Annotated in this window: 25 protein-coding genes; 9 read left to right on the top strand and 16 right to left on the bottom strand. The window is 52.6% G+C overall.

The genetic code is table 11. The features are described 5' to 3' along the window. Nucleotides 1–60: 60 nt before the first annotated feature. Nucleotides 61–723 (bottom strand): YggS family pyridoxal phosphate-dependent enzyme, encoded by a 663-nt coding sequence (locus K7P01_RS26205; protein WP_267297560.1) that lies wholly within the window; start codon nucleotides 721–723, stop codon nucleotides 61–63. A 43-nt stretch (nucleotides 724–766) separates the two neighbouring features. On the opposite strand from K7P01_RS26205, the gene K7P01_RS26200 reads away from it, so the two are divergent. Together K7P01_RS26200 and K7P01_RS26195 are read left to right on the top strand one after the other, a co-directional pair. Continuing rightward, nucleotides 767–2,323 carry a GH3 auxin-responsive promoter family protein gene (locus K7P01_RS26200; RefSeq protein ID WP_267297559.1) on the top strand — a complete coding sequence of 519 codons (1,557 nt, stop codon included), beginning with the start codon at nucleotides 767–769 and terminating at the stop codon, nucleotides 2,321–2,323. Then, nucleotides 2,307–2,936, top strand: a complete 630-nt coding sequence (locus K7P01_RS26195; protein ID WP_267297558.1) for a LysE family translocator — start codon at nucleotides 2,307–2,309, stop codon at nucleotides 2,934–2,936. Before K7P01_RS26200 ends, K7P01_RS26195 begins: the two co-directional genes overlap by 17 nt. Here K7P01_RS26195 and K7P01_RS26190 read toward each other — a convergent pair. From K7P01_RS26190 to K7P01_RS26180, 3 genes are read right to left on the bottom strand one after another with little or no spacing between them, the layout of a single operon-like run. Further along, nucleotides 2,933–3,976: a vWA domain-containing protein gene (locus tag K7P01_RS26190; protein WP_267297557.1), complete on the bottom strand. Its 1,044-nt coding sequence runs from the start codon at nucleotides 3,974–3,976 to the stop codon at nucleotides 2,933–2,935. The genes K7P01_RS26195 and K7P01_RS26190 overlap by 4 nt on opposite strands. After that, nucleotides 3,969–4,883 (bottom strand): hypothetical protein, encoded by a 915-nt coding sequence (locus tag K7P01_RS26185; protein ID WP_267297556.1) that lies wholly within the window; start codon nucleotides 4,881–4,883, stop codon nucleotides 3,969–3,971. The genes K7P01_RS26190 and K7P01_RS26185 overlap by 8 nt, the downstream gene beginning before the upstream one ends. Further along, nucleotides 4,880–5,758 (bottom strand): DUF58 domain-containing protein, encoded by an 879-nt coding sequence (locus K7P01_RS26180; RefSeq protein WP_267297555.1) that lies wholly within the window; start codon nucleotides 5,756–5,758, stop codon nucleotides 4,880–4,882. The genes K7P01_RS26185 and K7P01_RS26180 overlap by 4 nt, the downstream gene beginning before the upstream one ends. Before the next feature lie 136 nt (nucleotides 5,759–5,894). Here K7P01_RS26180 and K7P01_RS26175 point away from each other — a divergent pair, with 136 nt between their 5' ends. After that, entirely contained in the window at nucleotides 5,895–6,281 is a 387-nt protein-coding gene (locus K7P01_RS26175) for a DUF4296 domain-containing protein (protein ID WP_267297554.1), read from the top strand. Beyond that, on the top strand, nucleotides 6,278–8,644 hold the full coding sequence (locus K7P01_RS26170) for an endonuclease MutS2 (protein WP_267297553.1): 2,367 nt from the start codon (nucleotides 6,278–6,280) through the stop codon (nucleotides 8,642–8,644). The genes K7P01_RS26175 and K7P01_RS26170 overlap by 4 nt, the downstream gene beginning before the upstream one ends. Before the next feature lie 91 nt (nucleotides 8,645–8,735). Here the strand turns inward: K7P01_RS26170 and K7P01_RS26165 are convergent, their stop codons facing one another. The 7 genes from K7P01_RS26165 to K7P01_RS26135 all read right to left on the bottom strand — a co-directional run bounded on the left by K7P01_RS26165 (nucleotide 8,736) and on the right by K7P01_RS26135 (nucleotide 14,888). Further along, nucleotides 8,736–9,263, bottom strand: a complete 528-nt coding sequence (locus tag K7P01_RS26165; protein ID WP_267297552.1) for a hypothetical protein — start codon at nucleotides 9,261–9,263, stop codon at nucleotides 8,736–8,738. A gap of 118 nt (nucleotides 9,264–9,381) precedes the next feature. After that, the gene (locus tag K7P01_RS26160; RefSeq protein WP_267297551.1) at nucleotides 9,382–10,026 is read right to left on the bottom strand and encodes an ABC transporter ATP-binding protein; all 645 of its coding nucleotides are present in this window, start codon (nucleotides 10,024–10,026) and stop codon (nucleotides 9,382–9,384) included. Nucleotides 10,027–10,034: 8 nt separating this feature from the next. Continuing rightward, nucleotides 10,035–10,823, bottom strand: coding sequence for an acyl-ACP--UDP-N-acetylglucosamine O-acyltransferase (gene lpxA / locus K7P01_RS26155; RefSeq protein ID WP_267297550.1), 789 nt, complete (start codon nucleotides 10,821–10,823; stop codon nucleotides 10,035–10,037). Beyond that, nucleotides 10,820–12,217 carry a bifunctional UDP-3-O-[3-hydroxymyristoyl] N-acetylglucosamine deacetylase/3-hydroxyacyl-ACP dehydratase gene (locus K7P01_RS26150; RefSeq protein WP_267297549.1) on the bottom strand — a complete coding sequence of 466 codons (1,398 nt, stop codon included), beginning with the start codon at nucleotides 12,215–12,217 and terminating at the stop codon, nucleotides 10,820–10,822. Before K7P01_RS26150 ends, lpxA begins: the two co-directional genes overlap by 4 nt. A 97-nt stretch (nucleotides 12,218–12,314) precedes the next feature. Further along, the gene (gene lpxD / locus K7P01_RS26145; RefSeq protein WP_267297548.1) at nucleotides 12,315–13,370 is read right to left on the bottom strand and encodes a UDP-3-O-(3-hydroxymyristoyl)glucosamine N-acyltransferase; all 1,056 of its coding nucleotides are present in this window, start codon (nucleotides 13,368–13,370) and stop codon (nucleotides 12,315–12,317) included. A 73-nt stretch (nucleotides 13,371–13,443) separates the two neighbouring features. Next, on the bottom strand, nucleotides 13,444–14,670 hold the full coding sequence (locus K7P01_RS26140; RefSeq protein WP_267297547.1) for an HD domain-containing protein: 1,227 nt from the start codon (nucleotides 14,668–14,670) through the stop codon (nucleotides 13,444–13,446). 38 nt (nucleotides 14,671–14,708) lie between these two features. After that, nucleotides 14,709–14,888 carry a hypothetical protein gene (locus K7P01_RS26135; RefSeq protein WP_267297546.1) on the bottom strand — a complete coding sequence of 60 codons (180 nt, stop codon included), beginning with the start codon at nucleotides 14,886–14,888 and terminating at the stop codon, nucleotides 14,709–14,711. 272 nt (nucleotides 14,889–15,160) lie between these two features. Between K7P01_RS26135 and K7P01_RS26130 the strand changes: the two genes are divergently transcribed. Together K7P01_RS26130 and fabD are read left to right on the top strand one after the other, a co-directional pair. After that, nucleotides 15,161–18,094 (top strand): gliding motility-associated C-terminal domain-containing protein, encoded by a 2,934-nt coding sequence (locus K7P01_RS26130; protein ID WP_267297545.1) that lies wholly within the window; start codon nucleotides 15,161–15,163, stop codon nucleotides 18,092–18,094. Nucleotides 18,095–18,269: 175 nt separating this feature from the next. Continuing rightward, nucleotides 18,270–19,145, top strand: a complete 876-nt coding sequence (gene fabD / locus K7P01_RS26125) for an ACP S-malonyltransferase (protein ID WP_267297544.1) — start codon at nucleotides 18,270–18,272, stop codon at nucleotides 19,143–19,145. A gap of 26 nt (nucleotides 19,146–19,171) precedes the next feature. Here fabD and folK read toward each other — a convergent pair whose 3' ends face one another. Next, nucleotides 19,172–19,654, bottom strand: a complete 483-nt coding sequence (gene folK / locus K7P01_RS26120; RefSeq protein ID WP_267297543.1) for a 2-amino-4-hydroxy-6-hydroxymethyldihydropteridine diphosphokinase — start codon at nucleotides 19,652–19,654, stop codon at nucleotides 19,172–19,174. Between the two features lie 83 nt (nucleotides 19,655–19,737). On the opposite strand from folK, the gene sppA reads away from it, so the two are divergent. Both sppA and bioB read left to right on the top strand, forming a co-directional pair. Then, complete coding sequence (sppA, locus tag K7P01_RS26115; RefSeq protein ID WP_267297542.1) at nucleotides 19,738–21,504, top strand: signal peptide peptidase SppA; 1,767 nt, start codon at nucleotides 19,738–19,740, stop codon at nucleotides 21,502–21,504. A gap of 40 nt (nucleotides 21,505–21,544) precedes the next feature. Continuing rightward, a complete protein-coding gene (gene bioB / locus K7P01_RS26110; protein ID WP_267297541.1) occupies nucleotides 21,545–22,513 on the top strand; it encodes a biotin synthase BioB in 969 nt (322 codons plus the stop codon). A gap of 703 nt (nucleotides 22,514–23,216) precedes the next feature. On the opposite strand, the gene K7P01_RS26105 is transcribed toward bioB, so the two are convergent. From K7P01_RS26105 to K7P01_RS26090, 4 genes are read right to left on the bottom strand one after another with little or no spacing between them, the layout of a single operon-like run. Beyond that, nucleotides 23,217–23,396, bottom strand: coding sequence for a hypothetical protein (locus tag K7P01_RS26105; RefSeq protein WP_267297540.1), 180 nt, complete (start codon nucleotides 23,394–23,396; stop codon nucleotides 23,217–23,219). Nucleotides 23,397–23,445: 49 nt separating this feature from the next. Next, entirely contained in the window at nucleotides 23,446–23,580 is a 135-nt protein-coding gene (locus K7P01_RS26100; RefSeq protein ID WP_262899314.1) for a hypothetical protein, read from the bottom strand. Nucleotides 23,581–23,625: 45 nt separating this feature from the next. Continuing rightward, a complete protein-coding gene (locus K7P01_RS26095; RefSeq protein WP_267297539.1) occupies nucleotides 23,626–23,757 on the bottom strand; it encodes a hypothetical protein in 132 nt (43 codons plus the stop codon). A gap of 46 nt (nucleotides 23,758–23,803) precedes the next feature. Continuing rightward, complete coding sequence (locus K7P01_RS26090) at nucleotides 23,804–23,938, bottom strand: hypothetical protein (RefSeq protein WP_267297538.1); 135 nt, start codon at nucleotides 23,936–23,938, stop codon at nucleotides 23,804–23,806. Nucleotides 23,939–24,204: 266 nt separating this feature from the next. Here K7P01_RS26090 and K7P01_RS26085 point away from each other — a divergent pair, with 266 nt between their 5' ends. Further along, nucleotides 24,205–26,355 carry a tetratricopeptide repeat protein gene (locus tag K7P01_RS26085; protein ID WP_267297537.1) on the top strand — a complete coding sequence of 717 codons (2,151 nt, stop codon included), beginning with the start codon at nucleotides 24,205–24,207 and terminating at the stop codon, nucleotides 26,353–26,355. Nucleotides 26,356–26,411: the final 56 nt, after the last annotated feature.

Here is a 26,411-nt window from a genome sequence, read left to right as displayed (position 1 = left end):
AGTCGGTAAATGTAAAAGTATGCGGCGGTTAGCGCCTGCGTTGCTGGTGTAAAGATAGCATCAGGTTGTTTTGAATAGCGATGTTCCGATGCGGAGCATCGTACTACCTTCTTCTATGGCAATTTTATAGTCGCTGCTCATGCCCATGGACAGGATCGTCATGGTGGTATTGGGCGGCAGGTTTTCCTGCTGCAGGCGATCGAAGAAGGTTTTGAGCGAGCGGAACTCCCGGCGCACCTGTTCCGTGTTGTCGGTGAGGGAGGCCATGCCCATGAGCCCTTGAATGCGAATGTGTTGATAGTTGCGCAATGCCGGTGAGGTGATCAGCGTGCGGGCTTCCTCTTCGGTCAGGCCGTATTTGGTCTCCTCCTGGGCTATGTGTAACTGCAACAGGCAGTCGATGACACGTCCAGCCTTGCCAGCCTGGTTGTTGATCTCTTCGAGCAGGCGGGGGCTGTCGACGGAGTGTATGAGTGATACAAAAGGCGCGATGTATTTTACCTTGTTCGTTTGCAGGTGGCCGATCAGGTGCCAGTGAATGTCCTGGGGGAGCTGTTCGTACTTGCTGGTAAGCTCCTGCACACGGTTCTCGCCAAAGTCCCGTTGTCCGGAAGCGTACGCCTCCTGGATCTTATCCAGGGGTTGGGTCTTGCTGACGGCCACCAAACGACAGCCCGGCGGCAAAGTTTGCCGGAGATTCGTGATGTTATTCTTGATATTCATGCCTATTTTTGCCCGTTAAATCCATCAAAGCTAAAGCAAAAATATGGCGATCCTGGGAACCTTGCTGAAAAAAGGAATACGCATTCGAGAAATGCTTGAACAGGAATATACGTCTCCGTTCGACTTGCAGAAAAAAGAGCTCAAAGAGTTGCTGATCACTGCCAGTCAGACCGAATTTGGTAAGTATTACAACTTTGCCGATACACTGAACAGCTTTCGCAAGGGAGACAAGGAATTTTATCGCCGTTATAAGGCGCACGTGCCGATCCATAGCTATAACAAAATCTATGGCGATTGGTGGAAGCTTGCATTGAAAGGTGTCAAGAATGTATGCTGGCCGGGACGTGTCAAATATTTTGCGTTAAGCTCGGGTACGTCGGAGGCTTCGTCAAAATACATACCGGTGACCAAGGATATGACCAAGGCGATGCAGAAGACCAGCGTCCGGCAGATTCTTACGCTATCGAAGTATGATCTGCCGCCGGCGATCTTCGAGTCCGGCATTCTGATGCTGGGAGGCAGTACGCACCTGAACCACAAGGGCAGCTATTTTGAAGGTGATTTGAGTGGTATTCAGGCGGCCAAGATTCCGTTCTGGTTCCAGCATTTTTACAAGCCGGGCAAGCAGATCGCCAGAACCCGCAATTGGGATGCGAAGCTTGACGAGATCGCTCGCAAAGCCCGGGACTGGGACATCGGTATCATTGTCGGCGTACCGGCCTGGATCCAAATCCTGATGGAGAAGATTATCCAATATCATCGTCTGCAGAATATACACGAGATCTGGCCCAACCTGATGGTATATGTGCACGGTGGCGTTTCGATTGATCCGTATCGCAAGGGGTTTGAGAAGCTGCTGGGCCGTCCCATCTATTACATTGAGACATACCTGGCCTCGGAAGGTTTTCTGGCCTTCCAGGCGTTTCCCAACCGGCGCTCTATGCGCCTGGTGTTGAACAACGGGATCTTCTATGAGTTCGTGCCGTTTGAAGCGCGTAACTTTGATGCGAACGGCGAAATTTCGCCTGACGCCGAGACCTTTATGATTGACGAGGTGGAAGAAGGTAAAGAATATGCCATTCTGATGTCATCGTGCGCAGGGGCCTGGCGTTATCTGATCGGCGACGTTATTAAGTTCACCTCGCTGGAAGAAGCGGAGATCGTGATTACGGGGCGCACCAAACACTTCCTGAGCTTGTGCGGTGAGCACTTGTCGGTAGACAACATGAACAAGGCTATCGAGTTGGTGGCCAATGATTTTAACATCGTCGTTCCCGAGTTTACGGTGGCCGGCATACCACACGGGTCATTGTTTGCACACCACTGGTTTGTCGGCACTGACGACACGGTTGATCCAAAGGCCTTAAAAGAGAAGATCGACCTGCATTTGAAGGAGCTGAATGACGACTATGCTGTGGAGCGGAGCGCTGCGTTGAAAGAGGTTATTGTCGATGTCCTGCCAGTCAAGACATTTTACGACTGGATGGAATCAAAAGGGAAAGTAGGGGGGCAGAATAAATTTCCGAGGGTGATGAAAAATGCACAGCTCGATGACTGGAAAATGTTCCTCCAAAACCAGGTGAATGGAAATCGTCATTAATGGAATTGTGTCCGGCATCGTGCTGGCATTTCTTATTGGTCCTGTATTTTTTACGATCATCCAGACGAGTATCGAACGGGGGTTTACCAGCGGCGTGCTGGTCGCGGTGGGAGTATCGTTTAGTGACGCTTGCTATATTTTCTTTTCGTACCTGGGGCTGGTGCAGTTTATGGAAGCGGAAAAATTCCGGCACTATCTTTCGTACGCTGGTGGTGGTGTGTTACTACTCTTTGGGTTGTATTACCTGCTGGTCAAAAGCCGTAAGCTGGTTCGTTCCGAAGCCGGCCATATACGTTCGCGCGGGTGGCTGAGCCTGGTCGCGAAGGGTTTTATCATCAATGGCCTGAGCCCTATGGTATTGTTCTTCTGGATTGCCACGGTGGGGGTAGCCACAACGCAATTGGCCTATCATTCCAATCAGCAGGTGTTTGTTTTCTTTGCCTCCATTGTAGGTACTGTATTTCTGACGGATGTCGTCAAGGCGAAACTGGCCGACAGACTGCGTTTGCTGATGACACCACGCGTTATTCAGGTCATGAACATGGTCCTCGGTGTTGTGCTGGTAATCTTTGCCGGTCGCTTGATTTTCTTTCCCGATAACTTACCGCACTAGTCTTGCAAGATGTTGCTGATGAAGGTTGATTTCAACAACAACCACAGCAGGAAGAAGGCCACTGCCCAGCTCACGTAGATGTAGTAATAATCAGACGTGTCTTTGAAGCGGGTTTCTTTGATCTCGGCCTTTTCGTATTGATTGATGCGGGCAAAGACTTGTTCCAGTGCGCGGTTGTCGGTTGCACGGAAGAATTCGCCACCGCCGATGCTTGCCATTTTGCGCATCGTGCTTTCGTCGATGGTGTTCTCGACCATGTTGGGACGGCCAAAGAAATCTTTGCCATACGGCACCATCCCTTCTTTTCCCACGACGATGGTATAGATCTTAATGCCGTAGGCTGTCGCCAATTCAGCGGCTGTGATCGGATCGATATTGCCGGCGGTGTTGTCACCGTCACTCAAGAGAATACATACTTTCGATTTGGCGTCGGACTCGCCCATGCGGTTTGTCACGACGGCCATAGCGCTACCAATGGCGGTGCCTTTACTTTCGATCATTTCATAGGTAATGTCCTTAAGGTAGGCGCGTAAAAGATCGTAGTCAGTTGTGAGGGGTGCCATGGAAAATGCGTCGCCAGCGAATACGACCAGGCCGATACGGTCTTGCACACGGCCGTCAATGAAGTTCTTTGCTACCTCTTTCGCGGCTTCGAGCCGATTGGGTACAAAGTCTTCGATCAGCATGGATTGAGAAATGTCGAGGGCGATCATGATATCGATGCCTTCGGTCCATTGCTCGACCTTCTCGTTGCTTTTCTGCGGACGTGCCAGGCCGGTTATGAGCAAGGCGAGTGTCAGGAACATTAATACGTCGGGAATCAGGCGTAGCAGCGCGAGCGGGGAGGCATGCAGGTCTTGCCGCGTTATTGCGACGGAGAGCTTTTGGTTGGTGTTCTGGCGAATGAACCAGCGCACTAAAAATACGACGGGCACGGCCAGCAGGAACCAGAGCATCCAACTGTTTTCCCATGTGAAGGAACGAAGGGTGGAGGGAAAGAACCACTCCGGCGAGTACCACGGTGTGAGGTCTTTATCCATTTTTCACCTCCTGTAGTTTTACGGCAAAGCGTTGGTTGGCCAGGTCGCGCAGGTTCGCGAGCGATTCGGTTGCTGCCTGTGTGCTGTGTCCATAGATCGCCCCGTCGATGGCCTTCAGGGTGCGCGTGACGGCATCGTCTTTCAGCGCAGCTTGTATTTCGCGCGTTGTCATTTTTGTATAGGGGCGGATCTCCAGTTGTTCCATATAACGTTTCCACTGGGCCAAAACGTGTTCTGCGTTGGCTGCCGAGAAGTTGCTGTGTATGCCTGCCAGCGAGCCACCATATGCGATCATAAATTGTTCGTGCATCTTTAACATGCGGCGGATGCGGAAGTATCTGCGAATGCGGCGACCAAAGAAGACCCACACCAGGATGGCGATCAGCAGGAAGGCACCGCCGACAATCAGGGCGATGATATAATTGAATGCCTGGGGTACATCGTGGTAGGCGACGTTCTCGCGCAAGGGAAGCTTGTCGATGGTTATGCTGTCAAGGCCCGGCATGGGCGACAATGCCAACCGAATGGTGTCGCGAGGCGACTCGAAGGCTGTACAATCCTGTGGTGTAAGCAAGTACACAGGCAGGCTGAGAGATGGCCGTTCATCCAGCTCAAAGGTGGTGACGTGATACACCACGCTGTCGTAGCTCATGCCGTCGCGTGTGTCGGTGGGGGTATAGCTGCGGTGGTCGAGCTCGAACGGCGCATAGGCAAAGGTCGAGTCGGGGAACAGCACTTGTTGACCTTGTGCGTAACGTGCGGTCAGGTAAAAGCGTACGGGGTCGCCTACACGCAGGCTGTCTTCTATGAACCCGGCCCGCACGGTGATGTTTGTGTCCTGTGCCTGGACAGCGAGCTGAAAGAACAATAGTATACAGGCGGCTAAACCGATCGTTTTCATCCTCATGTCGTCTTCATCGATTTGTTCCGCACCTTGAATAAACGCAACAACTTGGGTACGTAGTCTTCGTCCGTATCGAGCGTTATGAAGTTGATCTCGTGTTTGCGACTAAATTTCTGCAGCATGTCTTTCCGCTCGTTGTGGTGACGGATGATCTTTTCGCGGAAGTCGCCGAAGGATGTATTGATCCACACGGTACGTTGTGTCTCTTTGTCGAGCACGGGTATGATACCAAGCCTGGGGAGGGCCGTTTCGCGTTTGTCGCTGATGTGAACTACGACCAGGTCGTGCCGGCGTGCCAGTGCCTTGAGGTTGTCTTCATACCCTTCGTCGATAAAGTCGGAGATGAGTATGACCACGCTGCGGCGACGAATGGCATTCAGTGCAAACGAGATGGCTTTCGACAAGTTGGTGCCGGTCGACAGCGGCTTGAGGTTGGACAGGGCCGAAATGATTTCGTATGCCTGCGACTGGCCTTTGGTAGGCTTGATGAAACGCTCTTTGATGTCGGAGTAGCAGATCAGCCCGACGTGGCCCGACTCTTTTACAGCCGACAGCGCCAGTACCCCGCAGATCTCTTTGCCAATGTCAACCTTTGTACGTCCGGGGGAGCCGATGTCTTCGGAGGCCGATACGTCGAGAATAAAGAAGACGGTTTGCTCTTTTTCTTCCTTGAAGGTTTTCACGAACGTGCCGTGGCCTTTGGCGGATACGCTCCAGTCGATGGTTCGAATATCGTCGCCATACTGGTAAGGACGCACATCGTCAAACTCCAGCCCCGATCCTTTAAAGACCGAGTGAAAGTCTCCTTTCATCTGGCTGTTGATCGCCTTGCGTATCTGTATCTCGTACCTCCGTAACTTTTTTAGAAGTTCCTTCATATATACGGTAGCCGTTCGTTAAAAATTGCCGTTCATGCCCAGCCGGGGCCGGCCTGCACAGGCACTGAAAAACCAGGCCTGCGGTTTGCTTGAGCCTGGGTGGTTTGCCTGGGTCAACGCCAAAAATAGAACAATTATGATTATTTTGCGGGTGGATATGAATGAAATGATGCGGAAATGGTGCCCGGTGGTAGCCGTGTTGGTGTTGCTCTCTTGTGCTAACCGGCAGGAGGTGCCACCCGGTGTGCTAAACCGGGATGAAATGGTGAAGATGCTCACCGAAATACTGGTAGCGGAAGACAAAGTCAGTAAGCTGGGCATCGCCAGTGACTCGGCCTATGAGGTGTCGGACCTGTTTCGGGCACGAATATTTGAAAAAGCAGGCATGACGGACTCGCTCTTCCGGCGGTCCATGAATTATTATATTGAACATCCCAAGGAGATGCAACAGATCTATACGACCCTGGTTGACTCCCTGAATTTACGTGAGCAGCGTGCCTCGGTGGCCGCTGAAAAGAAATGATTTACCCGGAGACATTTGAAGATAAACTTGGATTTGGACAGATACGTCAGAAGCTAAAGGGCTACTGCCTGTCAGCCGCCGGGGCCGCCTGGGTGGACGACATGCGCTTTAGTCGCGAGGTGGAGGAAATCCGCACGCAGCTGCAACAGAACCTGGAGTTCCGCCAGATACTCGAGAAAAGCGAGGCGTTTCCGTCCCGCTATTTTTTTGATCCGACCGACTGGCTGCAGAAGATCGCCCTCGAGGGCAACTGGCTGGAAGCTGATGAGTTCCTGAATCTGGCGTACTCGCTGGAGACGGTCATGGCCGCCCGCCAGTTCTTAAGTAAAGCGCAGGATATTTACCGCGAGCTATACCGCCTGGCACAACCCGTGATGGTGACGGGCACCCTGGTGCAGGCCGTCACCAGCCGCATTGACGACAAAGCCCTGGTGCGCGATAGTGCCAGCCCCGAATTGGGTCGCTTGCGTAAGCGCCTACGCGAGGAACAGGGACGCCTGCGCAAGCTAGCGGACCAAATATACCGTACGGCGGTAGAGCAGAAGTGGGTGCCTGAAGGAGCGTTGCCCACGATCCGCGAAGGGCGGGTGGTGATTCCCATTCAGGCCGAACATAAACGCAAGCTAAAGGGCTTTATCCTCGACGAGTCGGCCACGGGGCATACGGTGTTCCTGGAGCCGACGGAGATGCTCGACGCGAACAACGAGATACGTGACCTGGAACACGCCGAGAAACGCGAGGTGGTACGCGTTCTGCGCGAGCTTACCGACGAGTTTCGACAGCAACTGCCAGTATTGCGCGTAGCCTATCAGTTCCTTTCACAAATAGACTTTATACGGGCCAAGGCTCGTTTTTCTGTAGAGATTGGCGCCGACCTGCCCTTGCTGGAAAAGCAACCGGAACTGGTGTGGTATAACGCCCGCCACCCACTATTATATCTCAGCTTGAAAGGGAAGCGTGACATTGTACCGCTGAACATCGAGCTCGACCGGCAGGACCGGATGTTGCTCGTGTCAGGTCCCAACGCCGGTGGCAAATCGGTTTGTCTGAAGACGGTGGGACTATTGCAGTACATGCTACAATGTGGCCTGTTGATACCGGTATCGGACCGGTCGCGGGTAGGCATCTTCCACGACATCCTGCTGGACATTGGCGACCAGCAGTCGATCGAGAACGACTTGAGTACGTATAGCAGCCACCTGCGCAACATGGATGTTTTTATTCGTTCGGCATCCGATAAGTCGCTGATGCTGATGGATGAGTTAGGTTCGGGCACTGACCCGGACTTTGGCGGGGCAATCGCGCAAGCGATCCTGGAAGCGCTGCTTAAGAAGCGTGTATGGGGTGTTGCGACAACGCACTATTACAACCTGAAACTTTTTGCAGGGCAACGGCAGGGTATACGCAATGCGGCGATGCGTTTTGACGATCAGCACCTGATGCCGCTCTATGTGCTTGACATCGGCAAGCCGGGGAGCTCGTTTGCACTGGAGATAGCGCGCAAGATTGGCTTGCCGCAAGAGACGTTGCAAGAGGCGGAAAAACTAGTGGGTAAGGATCTGGCGGGGTTTGAAAAACTGGTGCGCTCGCTGGAGCGTGAGCGCCAGGAGCTGAGCGAGCGGTTGAAGAAAACGGAGCGCCAGGAGAGCGACCTCAGGCAATCGCTGGCCAAGTATCAGACATTATCGGGCGAGCTCGAAAGCCGGCGCAAGGAGATTATCAACAAAGCGAAGGAGGAGGCGTCGGGCTTACTGCGTGATACGAACCGCGAGATTGAAAAGACAATCCGTCATATACGAGAGAACCAGGCACACAAACGCGAGACACAGAAGGTACGCAAGAATCTGCAAGACATCACACAGCGTGTTGAGCCGGAGGTAAAACAGCCACAAAAACGTGCGCCCGAGGAATTGAAGGAAGGCGATCGTGTGCGCATCATAGGCCAGGACGGCAGCGGCCGGGTGCTATCCATTCAAGGCAAGAATGCGACGGTGCAATTTGGTGAGCTGAAGTCGGTCACGAAAATAGACAAGCTGGAGAAGATCACGGCTGCCGTGGAGAAAGAGATTGTCACACGCCTGCGTTCTGTCGGGCTGGATGTATTTCAGAAGCGTTCCACGTTTAACGATACACTCGACATACGCGGTAAGCGTGTGGAGGAGGTGATGCCTTTGCTGGATCAGTTTATCGATACGGCTATTTTGCTGGGGCAGGGCGAGCTGAAGATCCTGCATGGCAAAGGCGAAGGCGTGCTGCGCAAAGTGGTACGTGATCACCTGAAACGGTATAAAGAGGTGGCGTCAATGAATGACGAGCACGTTGAACGCGGGGGCGACGGTATTACTGTTGTTGTTTTAAAGTAATACAGTCTTTGTACAACGCTTGATCCGGCGGTAACAAAAAAACGGCTGTCCCGATATCGGGACAGCCGTTTTTACAATATCGATTATTCGATTACGGGCGTGTGAAGATAAAGGTCCAGTTGCCGGTTACGGAAGCTGTTTTGCCGCCGATGCTATAACTGGTACCCTCGGGTATAGTAAATTCAAGCGTCAGGGTCTTGTCACCGTTTTCGAGCTTGTAGGTCATCGGCACGTCAGCAAATGCACCCACGCCGCCATTCAGTTTTGAATCCAGGCGCGTTATATTGCTGGCTGCGTTTGAGCCAAATTTCCAGAGGCCTTCGGCCGGCCACGGGCTGGTCACGACGCCATCGGGTACAGAGAATGTGTAGGTGAACTCGCCGTTTTCGGAGAAGGTTTGAGATTTTGCAAGGCTTAATACCCCACCCTCAAATTCATCATTCCAATCGGGACCGCCAGATGTACCGCTTACGCTGGATACAGTCCAGTCGGCTTGAAGTTTTGTAAACTGCGTTTGTTGTTGAGACGTGCCTCCGCCGTCATCGCTTCCACAGTTAGACGCCACAAACCCCGCACCTACGAGCAACAGGAGGGATAAAAATCTTGCTGAATGTTTCATGTTTAAACTAAAATTATAGGATACGAATATGAACGTAAATATTCAAAAATCAAATTCCTGCCACCCGCGGCAGCAATTATCGTTCTGTTAATTACGGTGTTACGAGGTCAAGTAACCCCTATTTATAGCGCATTATATCAACTTTATGGGCTTCGGCCGGATATTCTGACGGTTCATTGCTGGCCACCAACACGGTGCAGCCGGTCGTGAGCAGCTGGCGTAACCCGTCCAGGTACCAGGTAAAAGCACGGTTGTCCAGGTTGGTGCCCGGTTCGTCCAGGAATACGAGATCGGCCTGTGTATAGAATGCCAGGGCCAGCTTCACGCGCTGGCGCATGCCAGACGAGAAGTTGCCAATGATCTTGTCACGGGCATCGGCCAGGTACATGCGTTCGAGCATGTCGGCCAGGGTAAGGTCGTAACGGGCTTTTTTGAGGGAAAAATGGAATTGTAGCTGCTCTTCGAGTGTAAACTCTTCGATGAGGTCCATATACGGAGTGGCTATCGACACATGGCTATAGACATCTTCGCCGGGCAAGGGCTTGCCGGCGCGGGTATAGGTCACAACGCCTTTGCTGGGCGGCATCTGGCCCCAGAGCACCTGCAGCAGGGTAGACTTACCCGAACCGTTGGGTCCCGTGACGGCGTAGATGGCCCCCGGTATGAGGGTAATGTCCAGGTTGCGAAAGATCCACTCGCGATTAAAGCGCTTGCCGAGTCCTTCCGTGGTGATCGTAATGCCGGTGGAGGAGGGAGTGCTCACCGGTGTGATCAGTCGATTCCGCCGTAGCCTTTCATGATACCGCGTTCGGAATTACGGATGAAGTCGAGGATATAGTCGCGCTCCTCGCTGCCCGCAATTTCCTTTTCGATCAGATCAATGGCTTTAGAGTTGTTGAGTCCCTTCAAAAAGATAAAGCGGTATATTTCCTGGATCTCGTTAATCTTCTCGGACGTAAAGCCGCGGCGACGAAGGCCCACGGTATTAATACCGGCATAAGCGAGCGGCTCGCGTGCAGCCTTGGTAAAAGGCGGCACGTCTTTGCGCACCAGCGATCCGCCGCCGATGTAGGCGTGTGAACCGATCTTGGAGAACTGCTGTACGGCGCAGGCTCCGCCGAAAATGGCGTAGTCGTCGATGAGTACGTGGCCCGCCAGCTGCACCGAGTTGCCCAAGATGCAGTGGTTGCCTACGATGCAGTCGTGGCCCAAGTGGGCATATGCCATGATGAGGCAGTCGGTGCCGACTACCGTTTTATACTTGTCGACCGTACCACGGTTGATGGTTACACATTCGCGAATGGTGCTACGGTCACCAATTTCTGTCGTGGTTTTTTCGCCTTTAAATTTCAGATCTTGTGGAATGCCGGAGATTACGGCACCTGGAAAGATCTTACAATCTTTACCGATGCGCGCGCCATCCATGATCACGGCGTTCGGGCCGATCCAGCAGTTGTCGCCGATGACGACATCTTGCAGTACGGTGGCAAAGGGCTCGATGGTAACATTATTACCAATCTGTGCCTCAGGGTGTACGTTGGCTAGGGGGAAGCGGCTCATGAATCTTTACGGACTATACTGGCGGTCATTGTTCCTTCGCAGACGAGTGTGTTGCCGACATAGGCGCGGCCGGTCATCTTGGCGATACCTCTTTTGATGGGGGCCAGCAGGTCACACTGGATGACCAATGTGTCGCCTGGCAATACCATTTTACGGAATCTGAAGTTTTCGATTCCCATAAAATAGGTCCAATAGTTTTCGGGGTCGGGTACCGTGTTCAGTACCAGGATGCCACCGGTTTGTACCATGGCTTCTACCTGCATTACGCCGGGCATTACCGGGTTGCCGGGAAAGTGTCCCTGGAAGTGGGGCTCGTTCATGGTCACATTCTTCACGCAGGCGACGCTTTCGTTGTCGAGGTAGATGACCTTATCGATCATCAGGAACGGATAGCGGTGCGGTAGAATGCTGGCGATCTTGTTGATGTCCATCACGGGCGGTAGTGACGGGTTGTATTTCGGGCGGCCGGACTTATCGGCCTGCTCCATGGCTTTCTTGAGCTTCTTGGCGAACGCTACGTTGGCAGCGTGGCCCGGGCGTGCTGCCAGGATCTGCGCTTTCAACGGGCGGCCCGCCAGTGTCAGGTCGCCGACGATGTCCAGCAGCTTGTGGCGGGCGGGCTCGTTTTTATAGCGCAATTCAATGTTATTCAGTATGCCTTCCTGCTTCACAGCCACTTTGGGCTTGCCCAACATTTTGGCGATGTTGTCGAGCTCGTCGTCTTGTACGACGCGGTCCACGATCACAATGGCGTTGTTGAGGTCACCGCCGCGGATCAGGTTGTTTTTATATAGCATTTCCAGCTCATGCAGGAAGCAGAATGTGCGGCAGGAAGCAATTTCCTTCTCGAACTGACGAATGTCGGTGATCGACGCATGCTGGCTGCCCAGTACAGGAGAGTTATAGTCTACCATGACCGTTACACGGTAGTCGTCAAGCGGCAAAGCCGCGATCTCTACATTGCGGGCAGTCTCGCGGTAGAAGAGGGGAGCTTGTACTTCAAAGAAATCGCGCAGCGCATTTTGCTCTTCCATGCCGGCTTCCTTCAGGATTTCCACAAACTGAATGGAGCTTCCGTCCATGATGGCACACTCGGGACCGTCGAGTTGGATCAGAACATTGTCGATCTCCAGGCCGGTCAGTGCCGCCAGGGTATGTTCGATGGTGCTGACCTTGGCACCGCTTTGTTCAATGGTTGTACCGCGTGAAACATCGGTTACGTTATCACAGTCGGCGTCGATGATGGGAGACCCAGGAAGATCAATACGTTGGAACTTAATGCCATGGTTCGGCTTCGCCGGCAAGAAGGTCATATTGGTTTGAACCCCCGTGTGCAGGCCGACCCCGGAAAGGGTCACAGACTTCTGGATGGTTTGCTGTTTTATATTAAGCATGTTCTGGAAAAGTGGGCAAAGTTAAACCCATTATCCAGATTATGCAATTCTGCGTTTTTCTTGCGAATAGGTACTGTATGTCAGTGTTTTACGGGTATCAGGCACCTGCCGGAAGGTCCTGACCCGCCACCTTTTTTTCCAGCTCGCGCAGGCGGTTGTTGAGGTCTGGCAGCCTTTTAAAGACAGCGTACGACCGAAAGTACTCCTTGAGGTCGATGGCGGGGTAGCCGATCAGCCGCTGACCTTCTTCGGTGATCGATTTCGGGATGCCCGCCTGTGCACCGATGCCGGTGTTGTTGGCGATGACCAGGTGCCCTGCGATACCGACTTGTCCTGCGAAAATACAGTTCTCGCCAATCCTGGTCGATCCTGAAATGCCAGCCTGCGCGGCAATGACGGTGTTCTTGCCGATCTCGACGTTGTGGGCGATCTGGATGAGGTTGTCGAGCTTCACACCCTGGCGTATGAGGGTGGCGTCGCCAAACATGGTCGCACAATCAATGACCGTGTTGGCACCGATGGACACGTTGTCTTCAATAATGACGTTGCCCAGTTGGGGAATGGTCTTATAGGTGCCATTTTCCTGTGGCGCGAAGCCGAAGCCGTCGCTGCCAATTACGGTACCAGCATGGATCACGCAGTTGTTGCCAATGCGCGTATCGGCATAGATTTTTACTCCCGGGTGAATGATGGTATCGTTGCCGATCACGGCGTTGTCGCCAATGTATGCGTGTGGGTGGATCTTGACGTTGTCGCCAATTTTGACACCACTGCCGATGTAGGAGAACGCGCCGCGGTATATATTCTGGCCGATGGTTGTTCCTTCGCCAACATAGCTGGGCTGCTCGATGCCGGTCTTCTGAAAGCTCACCATTTTGTGGTACTCTTCCAGCAATGCGGTAAAGCTGCTATAGGGATCGTCTACCAGGATGAGCGAGCTGGTTACTTCCTTGCGCGGAACAAAGTCTTTCTTGACGATGACCGCGGTCGCCTGGGTAGTATAGATATATTGTTCGTACTTGGGATTTGATAAAAAAGCAAGCTGGCCTTTTTTGGCATCCTGTATCTTAGCCAACATGTTGATCTTCTCCTGACCATCTCCCCGCACTTCACCGCTTAGCATGGCGGCTATTTGATTGATCGTAAATTCCATAGGCGCTTGTTTGTTAACGGATCGTGATAAAAAGTCTTCCGTAGCAGTCCGTCATTCTAACAGTTAAAAAATCTCACAAAGATACATTTTTAGGCCAGCAGAGATAGTTTTTTTTGACGATTTTGCTAATAGCCTTAATGTTAGGAAGATCAGAGGCATCGGCAATGTCGAGCAGTTCGCCATTGCGCATGAGGATGTTGATGTGCTGTCCCTCGGCATAGGCTTCGTTGGTGACGGTGCCATAGGAGTACAGGTAGGACGTCTCGGCGCGCAGGGTCTTATACTCGCGCGCGATGGCCTCGCGGATACTGTCTACCGTTGTCCGGCCGATCGGTTCCCGGCTAAGACGGATCTGGAACAAGTTTCGCGTCAGGAGCATGTCCGTGAGCATCGACAGGATGGGGTCGGGATGGGTACGCCAGAATTTCATGGCACCCCACAGATCGTGGTCGTCGAGCCGGCCGAAGGCTGTCAGCAGGGCGGAGTTTTCGGTGAAGTCGGAGAGCGAATAGTCATTCGCCAGGAACAGGCGCAGGCTGTCGCTGGCGGTGACGTTATGGCCTGCGCGGACGAGGGCTTGTGCCCGCCGTACGACGTTGACCAGCATGCGCTCAGCACTCACCGCCGTTTTATGCAAATACACCTGCCAGTACATAAAACGCCGGGAGTTGAGGAAGTTCTCGATGTTGAGAATGCCTTTTTCTTCCACGACCAGATGCTCCTGGTATACATTCAGCATCGCGACAATGCGGTCTACGCCAATGGCGCCCTCTTGCACGCCGGTGAAAAAGCAGTCGCGCTTGAGGTAGTCGAGGCGATCGACGTCCAGCTGGCTGGAGACCAGTTGATGAAAGAATTTTCGTGAATAGCTATTCCGGAAGATCTGAAGGGCCAGGCTCAGGGCGCCGTTAAATTCTTTGTTGAGCTGCTCCATGAACAGATAAGAGAGGCTCTCGTGTTTGATGCCCGGCAGTAAAACGTGTTCCAGCGCATGGGAGAACGGCCCATGGCCCATGTCGTGCAGGAGCACGGCCAGTCGTGCAGCCTCTTCTTCCTCCGGTGAAATGTCAGTTCCTTTTTGGCGAAGCGTGCCGAGCACGCGTCCCATCAGGTGCTGGGCGCCGAGCGCATGTTGAAAACGCGAATGCAGGGCAGCGGGGTAAACCAGGTCGGAGAGTCCAAGCTGGCGGATGTGGCGAAGCCGCTGAAAGGCGGGGTGGGAGATGACGTCGAAAATGAGGTCTGAAGGAAGCTGAACGAACCCGTATATGGGGTCGTTTATGATTTTCTTTTTGTTCACAGCATACAGTTTAACGCCCCCGCCGTACCCGACTTTTGTCAGTATAAGGCCTCTTCCAATGCGAGGATCTGTTTTTTGAGCGTCGTCAGTTCTTGTCCCAGATTTTTATAAACGGGGCTTTGGTGTAGCTGGTCAAGTTTCATCTGACGGATAAGTCGTTGAAGCTCCAATTCGCGCTTAAGCAGGGAGGCCCGCAAGGCCTTGGGGTCGGGGTTCATGGGTCTTTAGCGAGACAGGTTAGGTCGGTCCGGCGAAGATCACATAAAATGTGTTAGTGTAAAAGTCTGCGAGCGTTTTTTTTACCGGCGCACGGGTGCGCATTGTAGTAATTGGCCGCCGGCATATTTTTTTAGTTAAAAATCGTTTCTGTAAAATAAAAAAACGCTAATTACCGTTAACATAGTTACCGTTTTATAACATTCACTGGCATTTTATATTTAAATTATTGTATTCAAGTAATTAAACGCTGCGAGGATATACATTTACGCCCATGAAGGCTCTTCTACGTTCCCGGATTAGATCCCTGCGCTACCTGCTCGCGTTGGTCTTTCTCCTGCCGGAGGTTGTGCAGGCTACCCACCTGCGTGCCGGCAATATCTTAATGACATTGCTAGACTGTGAAACGCGCCGTTACAGAATACGTGTGGAGGTCTATACTAACACCACGAACACGAATGTGCTGTTTGGTGGGGAACAAGACTACCTGGACTTTGGCGATCGTACGGGGCGCATGCTGGTGCCGGAGATCGGCCCGAATCCCGGCACGCCCCCCGCGGGAATCAGCTGGGGTTACTCGACCGATGGTCTGCCTGCTGGCACCGCCCGCGCGTACTTCGAAATAGATCACATTTTTGCCGGCCCCGGCACCTATACCGTCAGCTATGTTGAACCGAACCGGAATGCCGGCGTGGTAAACATGGATCAATCGGTGAACACCACGTTTTATCTTGAAACACAAGTTGTTATAGACCCTTTTTTCGGCTGTAGCTCGCCGGCCATCCTGGAAGTGCCGCCTGTTGACCGGGCGTGTACGACGGTGGCCTGGTTTCATAACCCCGGCGCCAAGGACCTTGACGGTGACCGCCTCAGCTACCAGATGGTGGTTCCCTTCCGCGACCGGGCTACGACAGTATTAAACTATCAAGACCCTAATGCTGCAAAATTTTATCCAGACTTCAACAACGGACAGGAACCTCGCCCAGGTGGCAACCCGCCCTGGGGCGCCCCGCAATTTGGAATCGATGCGGTTGATGGCACTGTCACGTGGAACGCACCCGGCACGGCGGGTGAATACAATATTGCGTTTATCGTCATTGACTGGCGTTTGATCAACGGACAGTGGCGGCAGATGGGATTCGTGCGGCGCGATATGCAGATTCTGGTCGAGGAGTGTGACAATAAACGCCCCGAGCTTATTATCCCCGAAGATATTTGTGTGACGGCGGGTACTACGATCGAGGAGACCATCAAAGGTACCGATCCGGATGGCGACAGAATCAAGATCACGGCATTTTCAGAGACCTTGGATTTTCCGGCGCAGCAGTCGCCGGCTACGCTTACGCCAGAGAATGTGTTTCAGCCTTCGCCCGGTCAGGTTGTATATCGTTGGGCGACAGACTGTGAGCACGTTCGCCAGCAGCCGTATACCGTAAACTTTAAAGTGGAGGACGAGAAAGGTCTCGTGAACTATAAGACATGGCGGATTACTGTGGTCGGGCCTGCCCCGATATGGAACGACGCTAAACTGAACACGGCCACGCAAACGGCCACGATTAAGTGGGACCGTTACCTATGTCAAAATGCTGAATTAATAGAAGTCTGGCGAAAGGTCGACAGTACGACTTACCGACCCGACAACTGTGAAACCGGTATGCCTTCCGGACTGGGGTATGAGCGAATCGCCACGGTGCCGGCCCGGATTCCGCCTTCGCAGCTAACGGGGCAATATGTTGATAATAATGACGGGAAGGGGCTGGCTCCAGGTGCGATGTATTGTTACCGCCTGGTGGCGGTATATCCATTGCCACAAGGCGGCGAGAGTTATGTAACGAGAGATACATGCGTCGGGCCGATACCGGCGGATGTGCCAATTATAACAAACGTGTCGGTGGAAAGTACCAGTGCGCAAGATGGCCTGGTGCGAGTAAGCTGGAAGCGGCCGTTCGATCTCGACCCGGTTGCGTACCCCAAGGAAACATTGAAGTATGAACTGTACCGCGCGACTGGTTTTAACCGGGTTGGTGACTCGACACTCGTTGCTACTTTGTTGGGAGACACGACTTATCTGGACGGAGGTTTGAATACCGAAGTGAGTGTTTTCAATTATAGTGTTGTTGCCTATAACGGCCACGGGCCAGACGCAGAGATGATTGGCGCATCAGAAGTCGCGTCATCCGTACGCCTGGGATCGTCGTCTCAGAAAGATCAGATTACACTGGACTGGCGCGCCGAGGTTCCCTGGTCGAACCAGATTGAAGCGCACCCTTACCACTATATTTTTCGCGGTGGCGAAAATGACACGGATGCCCAGTTTGTGCTGGTGGATTCGGTCAACGCAACGGAAAGCGGATTTCAGTTTGTCGATACCGAGTTGGAGAGCGGGAGAACGTATTGTTATCGTATCCTGACCAATGGTGGCTATGGTAATCCGAAAAAGATACCGGAACCGTTGGAAAACTTCTCGCAGCGTATCTGCGTACAGCCTGGAGACAGCATTCCGCCGTGCAAGCCCTTGCTGGCGCTTGAGACGCAAGGTTGCGAAGGCCGCGATCCGCTAAGCCTGTGTTTGCCCGCGACAGGCAGCTTCTCCAACATCATTAGTTGGTCGCGTAGCGAGGCGGACGAATGTCAATCGGATATTGTACGCTACTATGTATATAGAGGATCTTATAATGGTGAGTACATCCGAATCGATTCGCTGGATGCAACGACGACCACATTTCAAGATAACGGTCTGTCGTCGCTTGCGTGGTGTTACCGGGTGTCGGCGGTCGACTTCTCGGGTAACGAAAGCGAGATGAGCGACGCTGTTTGTAATGATAATTGTCCGGCCTATACGTTACCGAACGTGTTTAGCCCGAACGGCGACGAATTTAATCCGGTGTTCCGTGCCTACAACTACAAGGATTGCAACGGCGAGACCGGGCCATGTCCGGAATATGTGATCGAAGGTTGTGCGCGATTTGTAAAGAGCGTGCGGTTTAACGTGTACAACCGCTGGGGGCGTCAGGTATATACGTATGAGGCTGACGTTGCCAATGACGAATCGATTTATATCGATTGGGACGGAAAGGACAAGAACGGTTCCTTGCTGCCGTCTGCTGTCTATTATTATGTTGCTGAGGTGACCTTCGATGTACTGAAGCCCGACGACGCTGTGAAGAAATTTAAGGGCTGGGTACACCTGCTTGGCGACGGGCAATAGGCCTGTCGTGAGGCGTACTGCAGCCACCAATTATATGCCGGCGGGGGCCGGCTGGAACGGCCCCGCTTTCTTCTGTTTACTTTTTCACTATTTTTGGCGGCTGATTTAACCAGGGGCGTCCATTGCAATCGTTCTTTTGACACGATTGTGCTGGTTTCCCGCTAAAAAACACAACATGAAGGCATACGTATTTCCCGGACAGGGCGCGCAGTTTACCGGTATGGGCAAGGATTTATATGAGGCTACCCCGGCGGCCAAGGCCCTGTTTGACCGCGCCGACGAAATTCTCGGCTTCAAGCTTTCGCAGGTGATGTTCGAAGGAACCGCCGACGAGCAAAAGCAAACGAAGGTAACGCAACCCGCGATCTTCCTGCATTCAGTAGCGATCGCGTTAACAAGCGACGCATTCCACCCCGACATGGTGGCGGGCCATTCGCTGGGTGAATTTTCAGCCCTGGTCGCTAACAAAACCCTGTCGTTCGAAGATGGTTTGAGACTGGTATCCAAACGCGCGGCGGCTATGCAAAGCGCTTGTGAGCTGAACCCCTCTACGATGGCCGCCATTCTCGGTCTGGAGGATAAAGTGGTGGAGGACATCTGTGCTTCCATCGAAGGAGAGATCGTCGTTGCTGCAAACTATAACTGCCCCGGACAGCTGGTAATTTCCGGTTCGGCAAAGGGTATCGACCTGGCGTGTGAAAAACTTCGCGCCGCCGGCGCAAAGCACGCGATGCACTTGCAAGTAGGCGGAGCGTTTCACTCGCCGCTGATGGAACCTGCGCGCGAAGAGTTGGCCGCGGCTATTGAAGCGACGACTTTTAGCAAACCTATCTGCCCGGTGTACCAGAATGCCACAGCAGCTCCGGCCATCGAGATTGCAGCGATCAAAAAGAATCTTATTGCCCAGTTAACGGCGCCTGTGCGCTGGAATCAATCGGTGCAGAACATGATAAAAGACGGCGCGGCAAGCTTTATTGAGTGCGGCCCCAAGAAGGTACTGCAAGGGTTGGTGAAAAAGATCAACCCCAGCGTCGAAGCACGGAGCCTTTAAGCCCCCGTTACTTCACGCTATACTATTTATAATTTTTTGACAGCGAGCTGGTCGGGACATTCCGCGAGCAGCTCGCTGATTTTTTTATGGAGTACCGGGTGGATCACATCGCCGGCAATCTCTGCCAGCGGCATCAGTGCAAACCGTCGCAGGGGGATGCGCGGGTGCGGTACCTGTAGGGTAGGGGTATCGATGATTTGGTCGCTATACAATAGCAGGTCGATGTCGATTACACGCGGTCCCCAATGTTCCCGGCGTTCCCGCCCCAGGGATTTTTCAATGTCCAACATTACTTCGAGCAGCGCGTGGGCGTTCAGCGATGACGATAATGCCAAGGCCTGGTTTAGAAAGCCGGGCTGGTCGGCGCGACCCCATGCTGCGGTTTCGTACAGGGCGGACGTGTTGACCAGGTGACCTGCCCGGGCCGCCAGCGCGGCGCGGGCTGCTGCCAGGTGGCCGGCGCGGTCGCCCAGGTTTGTACCCAGCAGGAGAAAGATGTCGTGCGTCATGGAGGAATGCGGCCGAAAGCCCCCACAAACATACTTTTTTATTCGAAGGGGTATTGCTTAATTTCGGGGCTTAAAGGAATGATATGAATTTTTGGAAAAGCCTTCTGGCTGCCTTTCTGGCGCTGGTGATCTTCTCGACCTTGTCGTTAATTCTCTTCGTCGCCGTGCTGGCGGCGGGCTTATCGGGTGATGATGCAGTCGTCATTCATCCCAATACGGTGCTTCACCTGAAGCTCGATGCGGAGATTACGGAAAGAGAGTATAGCAACCCATTGGCCGGCCTACCGATCGTGGGGCAAGCCGATGTACCACGCATCGGTCTGATTGAATTAAAAGAAACCATCCGCCACGCGCAGGAGGATGATAATATACAAGGTATTTATCTTGACATCAGCCATCCGCGCGCGGGGTTCTCATCGCTGGAAGAGGTACGGCAGTCGCTTCTTGAATTCCGCGAAAGCGGTAAGTGGGTAGTTGCCTATACGGAGACGATGACGGAGGGAGCTTACTACCTGGCTTCTGCTGCAAATAAAATATATCTTAATCCGGAAGGCGAGGTCGAGTTCAATGGTTTGAGCGTGGAGATCATGTTCTTCAAGAAGCTGTTTGACAAGCTTGAAATACGCCCGGAGATCTTCCGCGTGGGAGCCTTCAAAAGCGCCGTCGAGCCTTTCCTTCTGGAAAAGATGAGCCCCGAGAACAAGTTGCAACTGACGGAGCTCATGAACTCGGTATACGGTCATATGTTAAACCGCATCGCCGACGCACGGCATATGCAGGTAGAACGTCTGAAAGAAATCTCCGATAAGATGTTGGTTCGCAACGCTGCCCTGGCCCGCGAGCTTGGCCTGGTGGATAGCTTGCTATACCGCGACGAGTTCCGCGACCATCTCAAAACACGTTTGAGGCTGAGCGGGGCCGATACGGTAACATTCGTGAAGTATGATCAATATCGCCGTGGTGTTTCTGATTATAAAAGCGCTTCGAACGAGATTGCCGTGATCGTGGCCGATGGTTCTATCATGCCGGGTAAAGCCGAGGCGGAGCAACGCATCATCGGTGCTGATACGTTTGTCGAGGCTATTCGTCGTGCCCGTGAGGACGATAATATTAAGGCAATTGTATTGCGTATCAATTCTCCCGGTGGTGAGTTTCGTGCGTCGGATATGATGTGGCGCGAGATTACACTGGCGCGTGCGCAGAAGCCCGTCATTGCTTCGATGTCGGATTACGCAGCATCGGGTGGTTATTATCTGGCGATGGCTTGTGATACCATTGTGGCGCAACCCCATACGATTACAGGCTCGATCGGTATCTTTGGAATGATGTTCGATATGAGCGAATTCTTATCGAACAAGGTTGGCATTACCTTCGACGAAGTGCGCACGGGCGAGTTTGGCGACATGTATACCTTGTCGCGCCCGCTTTCGGAAGCTGAACGCAACTACTGGCAAAAGAACTTAGATGATCACTACGCCTCGTTTACACGCAAGGCAGCCGAGGGGAGACATATACCGGTGGAGGAAATTGAGAAAGTAGCTTCCGGCCGGGTGTGGTCGGGCGCACAGGCCCTTGACCACAAACTGGTGGATGTACTGGGCGGCTTTGACGACGCTGTCAATATTGCCGCCGCCAAGGCTGGTGTTGCTGCCGATTATAAACTGCGCTTTTATCCGGAGCAGGAGCTGAGCTTCTTCGAACAACTGATGTCGCAATGGGAAGAAGATGCCCGCACGGAAGCCCTGCAAGCCGAGCTGGGTGACCTGTATGGCTGGTATCAACAGGTACACAACCTTAAAAGCTATCAAGGCGTCCAGGCGCGCATGCCGTTTGAACTTCGCCTTCACTAACCTATTTTTGTCTATTCATTTATCCTCTAACTGAGAAAATATGACGATACGCAATAACTGGACGCGGGAAGAGATCGCCGCCATTTACAACAAGCCCGTACTCGACCTGATGTACGAAGCGGCGACCGTGCACCGGCAGTATCACCAGGCCGGCGAGGTACAAGTGTGTACGCTGCTGTCGGTAAAGACCGGCGGCTGTCCTGAAGATTGTGCTTACTGCCCGCAGGCAGCCCGGTATAATACCAGTGTGAAGGCGCACAAGATGATGGAAGTAGGGGAGGTATTGCAGAAGGCGGTAGAAGCCAAGGAGTCTGGCAGCACACGCTTTTGTATGGGCGCTGCCTGGCGCGAGGTGCGTGACAACCGCGACTTCGACAAAGTGATCGAAATGGTAAAGGGTGTTAATACTCTGGGCCTGGAAGTGTGCTGCACACTGGGTATGCTCACACCCGAGCAGGCACAGAAGCTGAAGGATGCCGGGTTGTATGCCTACAATCACAACCTCGACACAAGCGAGAATTTTTACGACGATATTATCACGACGCGCACATACCAGGATCGTCTCGACACGCTCGAGCACGTCCGCAATGCGAACATCTCGGTTTGTTCGGGGGGTATCATTGGGATGGGCGAAGGCGAAGCGGACCGCATCGGTATGCTGTATACATTGGCTACGTTGCCGCAGCACCCAGAGTCGGTGCCTGTCAATGCACTGGTGCCTGTAGAGGGCACGCCGCTGGAAGATCAGCCGAAGGTGTCTGTATGGGAGATGGTGCGCATGATTGCGACGGCACGCATCATCATGCCGCATGCCATGGTGCGGTTGTCGGCAGGCCGTGTTCGCATGAACCTGGAAGAACAGGCGCTATGCTTTATGGCCGGCGCCAACAGTATCTTTGCTGGCGACAAATTGCTCACGACGCCGAACCCCGGTTACGTCAAGGATCAAGAGATGTTCCAGACGCTTCAACTACGTCCGCGTCAGGCGTACAAGGAGCAGCTAGTATAAACAAACCGGTTGGTCTACCCGCCATGATAACGCGGGAGGCACGTTTTTCGGAACGGGCCTCCCGCGTTTTTCTTTTACAACGCTATGGGCACCAGCCCTTCTCTTGCAAGGGCTTTTTCTATAGGGTTTACGCCTGCCGCTAATTCTGTTGATTTGCCGTTAACTGTGGCAAAAAATCCCCATTACACTCGTCGAATGCACCGTTTTACACTTAAAATCTGGGGATGTGTTGTTTCCGTGCAAAATTTCCGGTTACCAAAGCAACCGTGCAGAATAGCGCAAAAACAGGGATTATTGGACGTCAGAAAGACACTAAAACCATTGTAATATTACGATTTAGTCATGTAATAAATGGTCTGATTTTTACAAAAGACGGTGTTAAAGTATTAGTTTAACTACTTCCTATTACACGGACGATTGGCCCGGTGGGTTGCCGAAAAAACAGAAAATAAGAATTCGAGTGCCCGGACAGGCTCTGATAAAGGGGGATGAACATGGAATGTAGAGGCCGGATATCGGCAAAAACTGCGGGAGGCAGTGGAAACAGCGGTTGGGTAGCGGACCAACGGATCAGCGGGCATTCACCTCTTTGTGGGCCTTCAGGAGGCTCAGCAAGGAAGTGAATGCGGGCTGAGATGATAGCGTAGCATGGGGGTTGTTGGAATACAGGATGGCATAACGGATGTGTCTGAGTGAACGTCCATTAGAATGCCTGGTCTGCCATGGTAAAGCCGCCGGCAGGGGCTGAAGCTTCGGCAGCGCTTGTGTTGGTGATCTCGGTCTTAACGGCCTGGGGGGCTTCTTTACCGCGTACAGTCACAAAGGTGAACGATAACGTAACCAGGGCCGAAGCAGCGAGGAGGATTATAACTTTAGTTTTCATAGTCTTGATAATCAAAATATTGGGAAATGGTTATAAGGATAGGGTTGGGTTAGAAAGCGTCGTCTGCAGATCCGCGTCCACCGCCGTTAAAGGTCTGCTGAGGTGTCACTTCTTCTTCGGTGCAGGCTGTGATGGCTACGCTTGAAACCAGGGCAAAAAGGATGATGTAGATGATTTTTTTCATGGGAGTATGTCGTTTGGTATAGGTGAATAAGCTTTGTTTAAGGGATTAGAAAGGGCCATCTGCCGATCCGCGTCCGCCGCCGTTGGAAGACGTAGGGGCTACTTCTTCTTCGGTGCAGGCTGTGATGGCTACGCTTGAAACCAGGGCAAAAAGGATGATGTAGATGATTTTTTTCATGTGGTAATTCGTTTAATAGTAGGTCAATAGGTTTTTTTTATGGGGATTAGAAGGGGCCATCTGTCGATCCACGACCGCCACCGTTGTCATCGCAGGCCGGCGTAATCTCCTCTTCGGTACAGGCCGAAATTGTTATGCTCGAAATGAAGGCAAACAACAGTATATAAATGGCTTTTCTCATAGTAGGTAGTAGTTAGATATGTTCGATAATAGTTTCCGTTTGTGTTAGCCCGGGAGACCCCAATTTGTGTGGCGGTCGCTTGCGAGACCGTGTTGTCGGTGTGGTCGGGTCGCCAACCATGAAAGAAAGCCATGTGAGGTGGGCCACTTTTTCATGAGTTTGTCGGGTTTATGTTTTTGTAATAGGTTTATTAGAATTAAATTGATACCTCAAAATTGGCAGGTTTAGTTGAATCTTTTCCCGTATTAAAATTTGTAACCTCACCCGTGTACCTAAATTTTTTAAACTTTCGTAAGCTAGCCGCCATTGTTCTTCTTCTGATTGTAGCGGGAAATGTGAGTGGACAAGAACAACGATCGGCGCGGATCGACTCGTTGAAGAGCTTGTTGCCCGGTAAGAGCGATAGCGAGAAATTTGATATACTATATGACCTGGCGCGTGCGCTGATCCTGGACTCGCGTCAACGTGAAGCGCTGTCATACGCAACGGAGGCCGCACGCATTGGATGGGACCAGGGCGATAGCCTTCGAATCGTGAAAGGCATCATGCTCGAGGCGTCAGCGCTGCGACGCCTGGAGCGTCTTGACGAGGCGTTGAGAAAATCCGAACAAGGGTTGGGGATCGCCCGCAGGAACGGCTATGCTGCCGAGAATAAAATCCTGCTGAACTCCATTGCGCTGATATATACCCTGCGCGCGGATTATGGAAAAGCACTGGAGTATAATTTCGAGACGCTGATCGCCCGAGAGCGGGATGGGGTAAAAAGCGAGATCAGTATTGCGCTGAACAACATCGGCCTGGTGTACTTCAAGATGAAACACTATGGGAAAGCGATCGAGTTCTACACCAAGGCACTGGATATCAAACGCGAAGCAAACGATACGTACGACCTCGACAGGCTTCTCATCAACCTGGGCTTGTGTTATAACCAGATCGGCGGGGCAGGCGCCGAAGAATTTCACCAGGCGCAGAAGTATATCAGCGAAGCGTTGAAGATCTGCGCCGATAACTGCAGCCTCAGCATTCTTATCGAAGCACATTTCGGTTTGGGGGTGTCCAACTTTCTACTCGGAGAGTTCAAGGAAGCACGCCGGCATTTTGAACGCTCCCTGGAGATCGCCCGGCAGGATAACGACAAGCGCTTTCAAATTGAGAATATGGTATACCTGGCCCAGGTGGCGCGGGAGGAGAACGATCTCAAAGCCTCCGAGCTGAGCCTTCGACGGGCCGAAGCGCTTTCCTCCGAATTGGGATACGATCAGCTATTGCTGGATACGTATAAGCAATTTGCCGTGCTGTATACCCGCAGAGACGATTTCCAAAATGCGTCTCTCTACCAAAACAAGTACATTCAGCTAAAGGACAGCGTTATCAGCGAAGAGCTTGTTAGGAACGTAGCCAACATCCAGACGGACTATGAAGAGCGGGAGAACATCAGCATCATTGCCGCCAAGGAGCAGGTCATCAAACAACAAAGCGATCTCAACTTTGCCATTGCCATCATTGCGATGTTAGCCGGTATGCTGGTGCTGGTACTTCAGCGAAGCAACCGGACCATCAAGCGTGTCAACGCCCAACTTTCAGAAGCGAAGGAAACTATCCAGGCACAGAATGAATTGTTAGAGAGCAAAAATAAATACCTCGACAAAGAGGTGGAGGCCAAGACCGTCGACCTGGAGCGCGCCAACCAGTCACTGAAACAGGTGAACGACGAGCTTGATAATTTTATCTACAAGACCTCGCACGACATTCGCGGGCCGCTGGCCAGTCTTAAAGGCATGTGCAACGTGGCGTTGCTGGATGTGAAAGACCCCGTGGCGCTCGACTACCTGCGCAAGCTCGACACCACGGCAGAGCGACTGAACACCATTCTCACGCGATTGTTGATCATTAACCAGATCAACAACTCAAAGTTGTCCATTAGCCAGGTCGACTTCGAGTCTATCGTCAACGACGTGCTCATGCTTGAAAAGAAAAAGGGCCTGCCCCAAAAGTTGGTGATTCGCAAGCAGATCGACGAGCGGGCCATGATCCGTTCCGACCGCGAGCTGATTCGTATTGTACTGGAAAATCTTATCGACAATGCCATCAAGTTTTACAACGAGGCGGCCACTGTCGAGTCGTTTGTGGAGATATACATTCTGCCGATGGACAAGGGGTACGTAAAGATGCGCGTGGTGGACAATGGCATCGGCATCAGCGAAGAAAATCCGGGCAAGCTGTTTCGGATGTTCTTCCGGGCGTCGGAGCGTTCGGAGACCGGGGGTATTGGCTTGTACATTGTAAAAACCGCTACCGCTAAACTTGGGGGTAGGGTAGGACTGCAAACGACTCCGGAGGGATACACCGAGTTCTACGTGATCTTCCCGGCCTATCCGCCCAATCTCGATGAAGGCGCCGAAAAGCCGTCCATCTGACGACCTTCGGGAATTTTTTTACGTCCTTTACTATTATCATCTTTGCACGTTGTTCA

It is taken from the genome of Parachryseolinea silvisoli (assembly GCF_021190955.1).
Lineage (GTDB): Bacteria > Bacteroidota > Bacteroidia > Cytophagales > Cyclobacteriaceae > Ohtaekwangia > Ohtaekwangia silvisoli.
Note: the sequence above shows the minus strand (reverse complement) of the source record. Positions and strands in the feature narration are given on the sequence as shown.

Excerpts from the sequence above, each read along its gene's own strand:
- K7P01_RS26205 (WP_267297560.1), bottom strand. The coding sequence starts at position 723 with ATGAATATCAAGAATAACATCACGAATCTCCGGCAAACTTTGCCGCCG.
- K7P01_RS26200 (WP_267297559.1), top strand. The coding sequence starts at position 767 with ATGGCGATCCTGGGAACCTTGCTGAAAAAAGGAATACGCATTCGAGAA.
- K7P01_RS26195 (WP_267297558.1), top strand. The coding sequence starts at position 2,307 with ATGGAAATCGTCATTAATGGAATTGTGTCCGGCATCGTGCTGGCATTT.
- K7P01_RS26190 (WP_267297557.1), bottom strand. The coding sequence starts at position 3,976 with ATGGATAAAGACCTCACACCGTGGTACTCGCCGGAGTGGTTCTTTCCC.
- K7P01_RS26185 (WP_267297556.1), bottom strand. The coding sequence starts at position 4,883 with ATGAGGATGAAAACGATCGGTTTAGCCGCCTGTATACTATTGTTCTTT.
- K7P01_RS26180 (WP_267297555.1), bottom strand. The coding sequence starts at position 5,758 with ATGAAGGAACTTCTAAAAAAGTTACGGAGGTACGAGATACAGATACGC.
- K7P01_RS26175 (WP_267297554.1), top strand. The coding sequence starts at position 5,895 with ATGATTATTTTGCGGGTGGATATGAATGAAATGATGCGGAAATGGTGC.
- K7P01_RS26170 (WP_267297553.1), top strand. The coding sequence starts at position 6,278 with ATGATTTACCCGGAGACATTTGAAGATAAACTTGGATTTGGACAGATA.
- K7P01_RS26165 (WP_267297552.1), bottom strand. The coding sequence starts at position 9,263 with ATGAAACATTCAGCAAGATTTTTATCCCTCCTGTTGCTCGTAGGTGCG.
- lpxA (WP_267297550.1), bottom strand. The coding sequence starts at position 10,823 with ATGAGCCGCTTCCCCCTAGCCAACGTACACCCTGAGGCACAGATTGGT.
- K7P01_RS26150 (WP_267297549.1), bottom strand. The coding sequence starts at position 12,217 with ATGCTTAATATAAAACAGCAAACCATCCAGAAGTCTGTGACCCTTTCC.
- lpxD (WP_267297548.1), bottom strand. The coding sequence starts at position 13,370 with ATGGAATTTACGATCAATCAAATAGCCGCCATGCTAAGCGGTGAAGTG.
- K7P01_RS26135 (WP_267297546.1), bottom strand. The coding sequence starts at position 14,888 with ATGAACCCCGACCCCAAGGCCTTGCGGGCCTCCCTGCTTAAGCGCGAA.
- K7P01_RS26130 (WP_267297545.1), top strand. The coding sequence starts at position 15,161 with ATGAAGGCTCTTCTACGTTCCCGGATTAGATCCCTGCGCTACCTGCTC.
- fabD (WP_267297544.1), top strand. The coding sequence starts at position 18,270 with ATGAAGGCATACGTATTTCCCGGACAGGGCGCGCAGTTTACCGGTATG.
- folK (WP_267297543.1), bottom strand. The coding sequence starts at position 19,654 with ATGACGCACGACATCTTTCTCCTGCTGGGTACAAACCTGGGCGACCGC.
- sppA (WP_267297542.1), top strand. The coding sequence starts at position 19,738 with ATGAATTTTTGGAAAAGCCTTCTGGCTGCCTTTCTGGCGCTGGTGATC.
- bioB (WP_267297541.1), top strand. The coding sequence starts at position 21,545 with ATGACGATACGCAATAACTGGACGCGGGAAGAGATCGCCGCCATTTAC.
- K7P01_RS26105 (WP_267297540.1), bottom strand. The coding sequence starts at position 23,396 with ATGAAAACTAAAGTTATAATCCTCCTCGCTGCTTCGGCCCTGGTTACG.
- K7P01_RS26100 (WP_262899314.1), bottom strand. The coding sequence starts at position 23,580 with ATGAAAAAAATCATCTACATCATCCTTTTTGCCCTGGTTTCAAGCGTA.
- K7P01_RS26095 (WP_267297539.1), bottom strand. The coding sequence starts at position 23,757 with ATGAAAAAAATCATCTACATCATCCTTTTTGCCCTGGTTTCAAGCGTA.
- K7P01_RS26090 (WP_267297538.1), bottom strand. The coding sequence starts at position 23,938 with ATGAGAAAAGCCATTTATATACTGTTGTTTGCCTTCATTTCGAGCATA.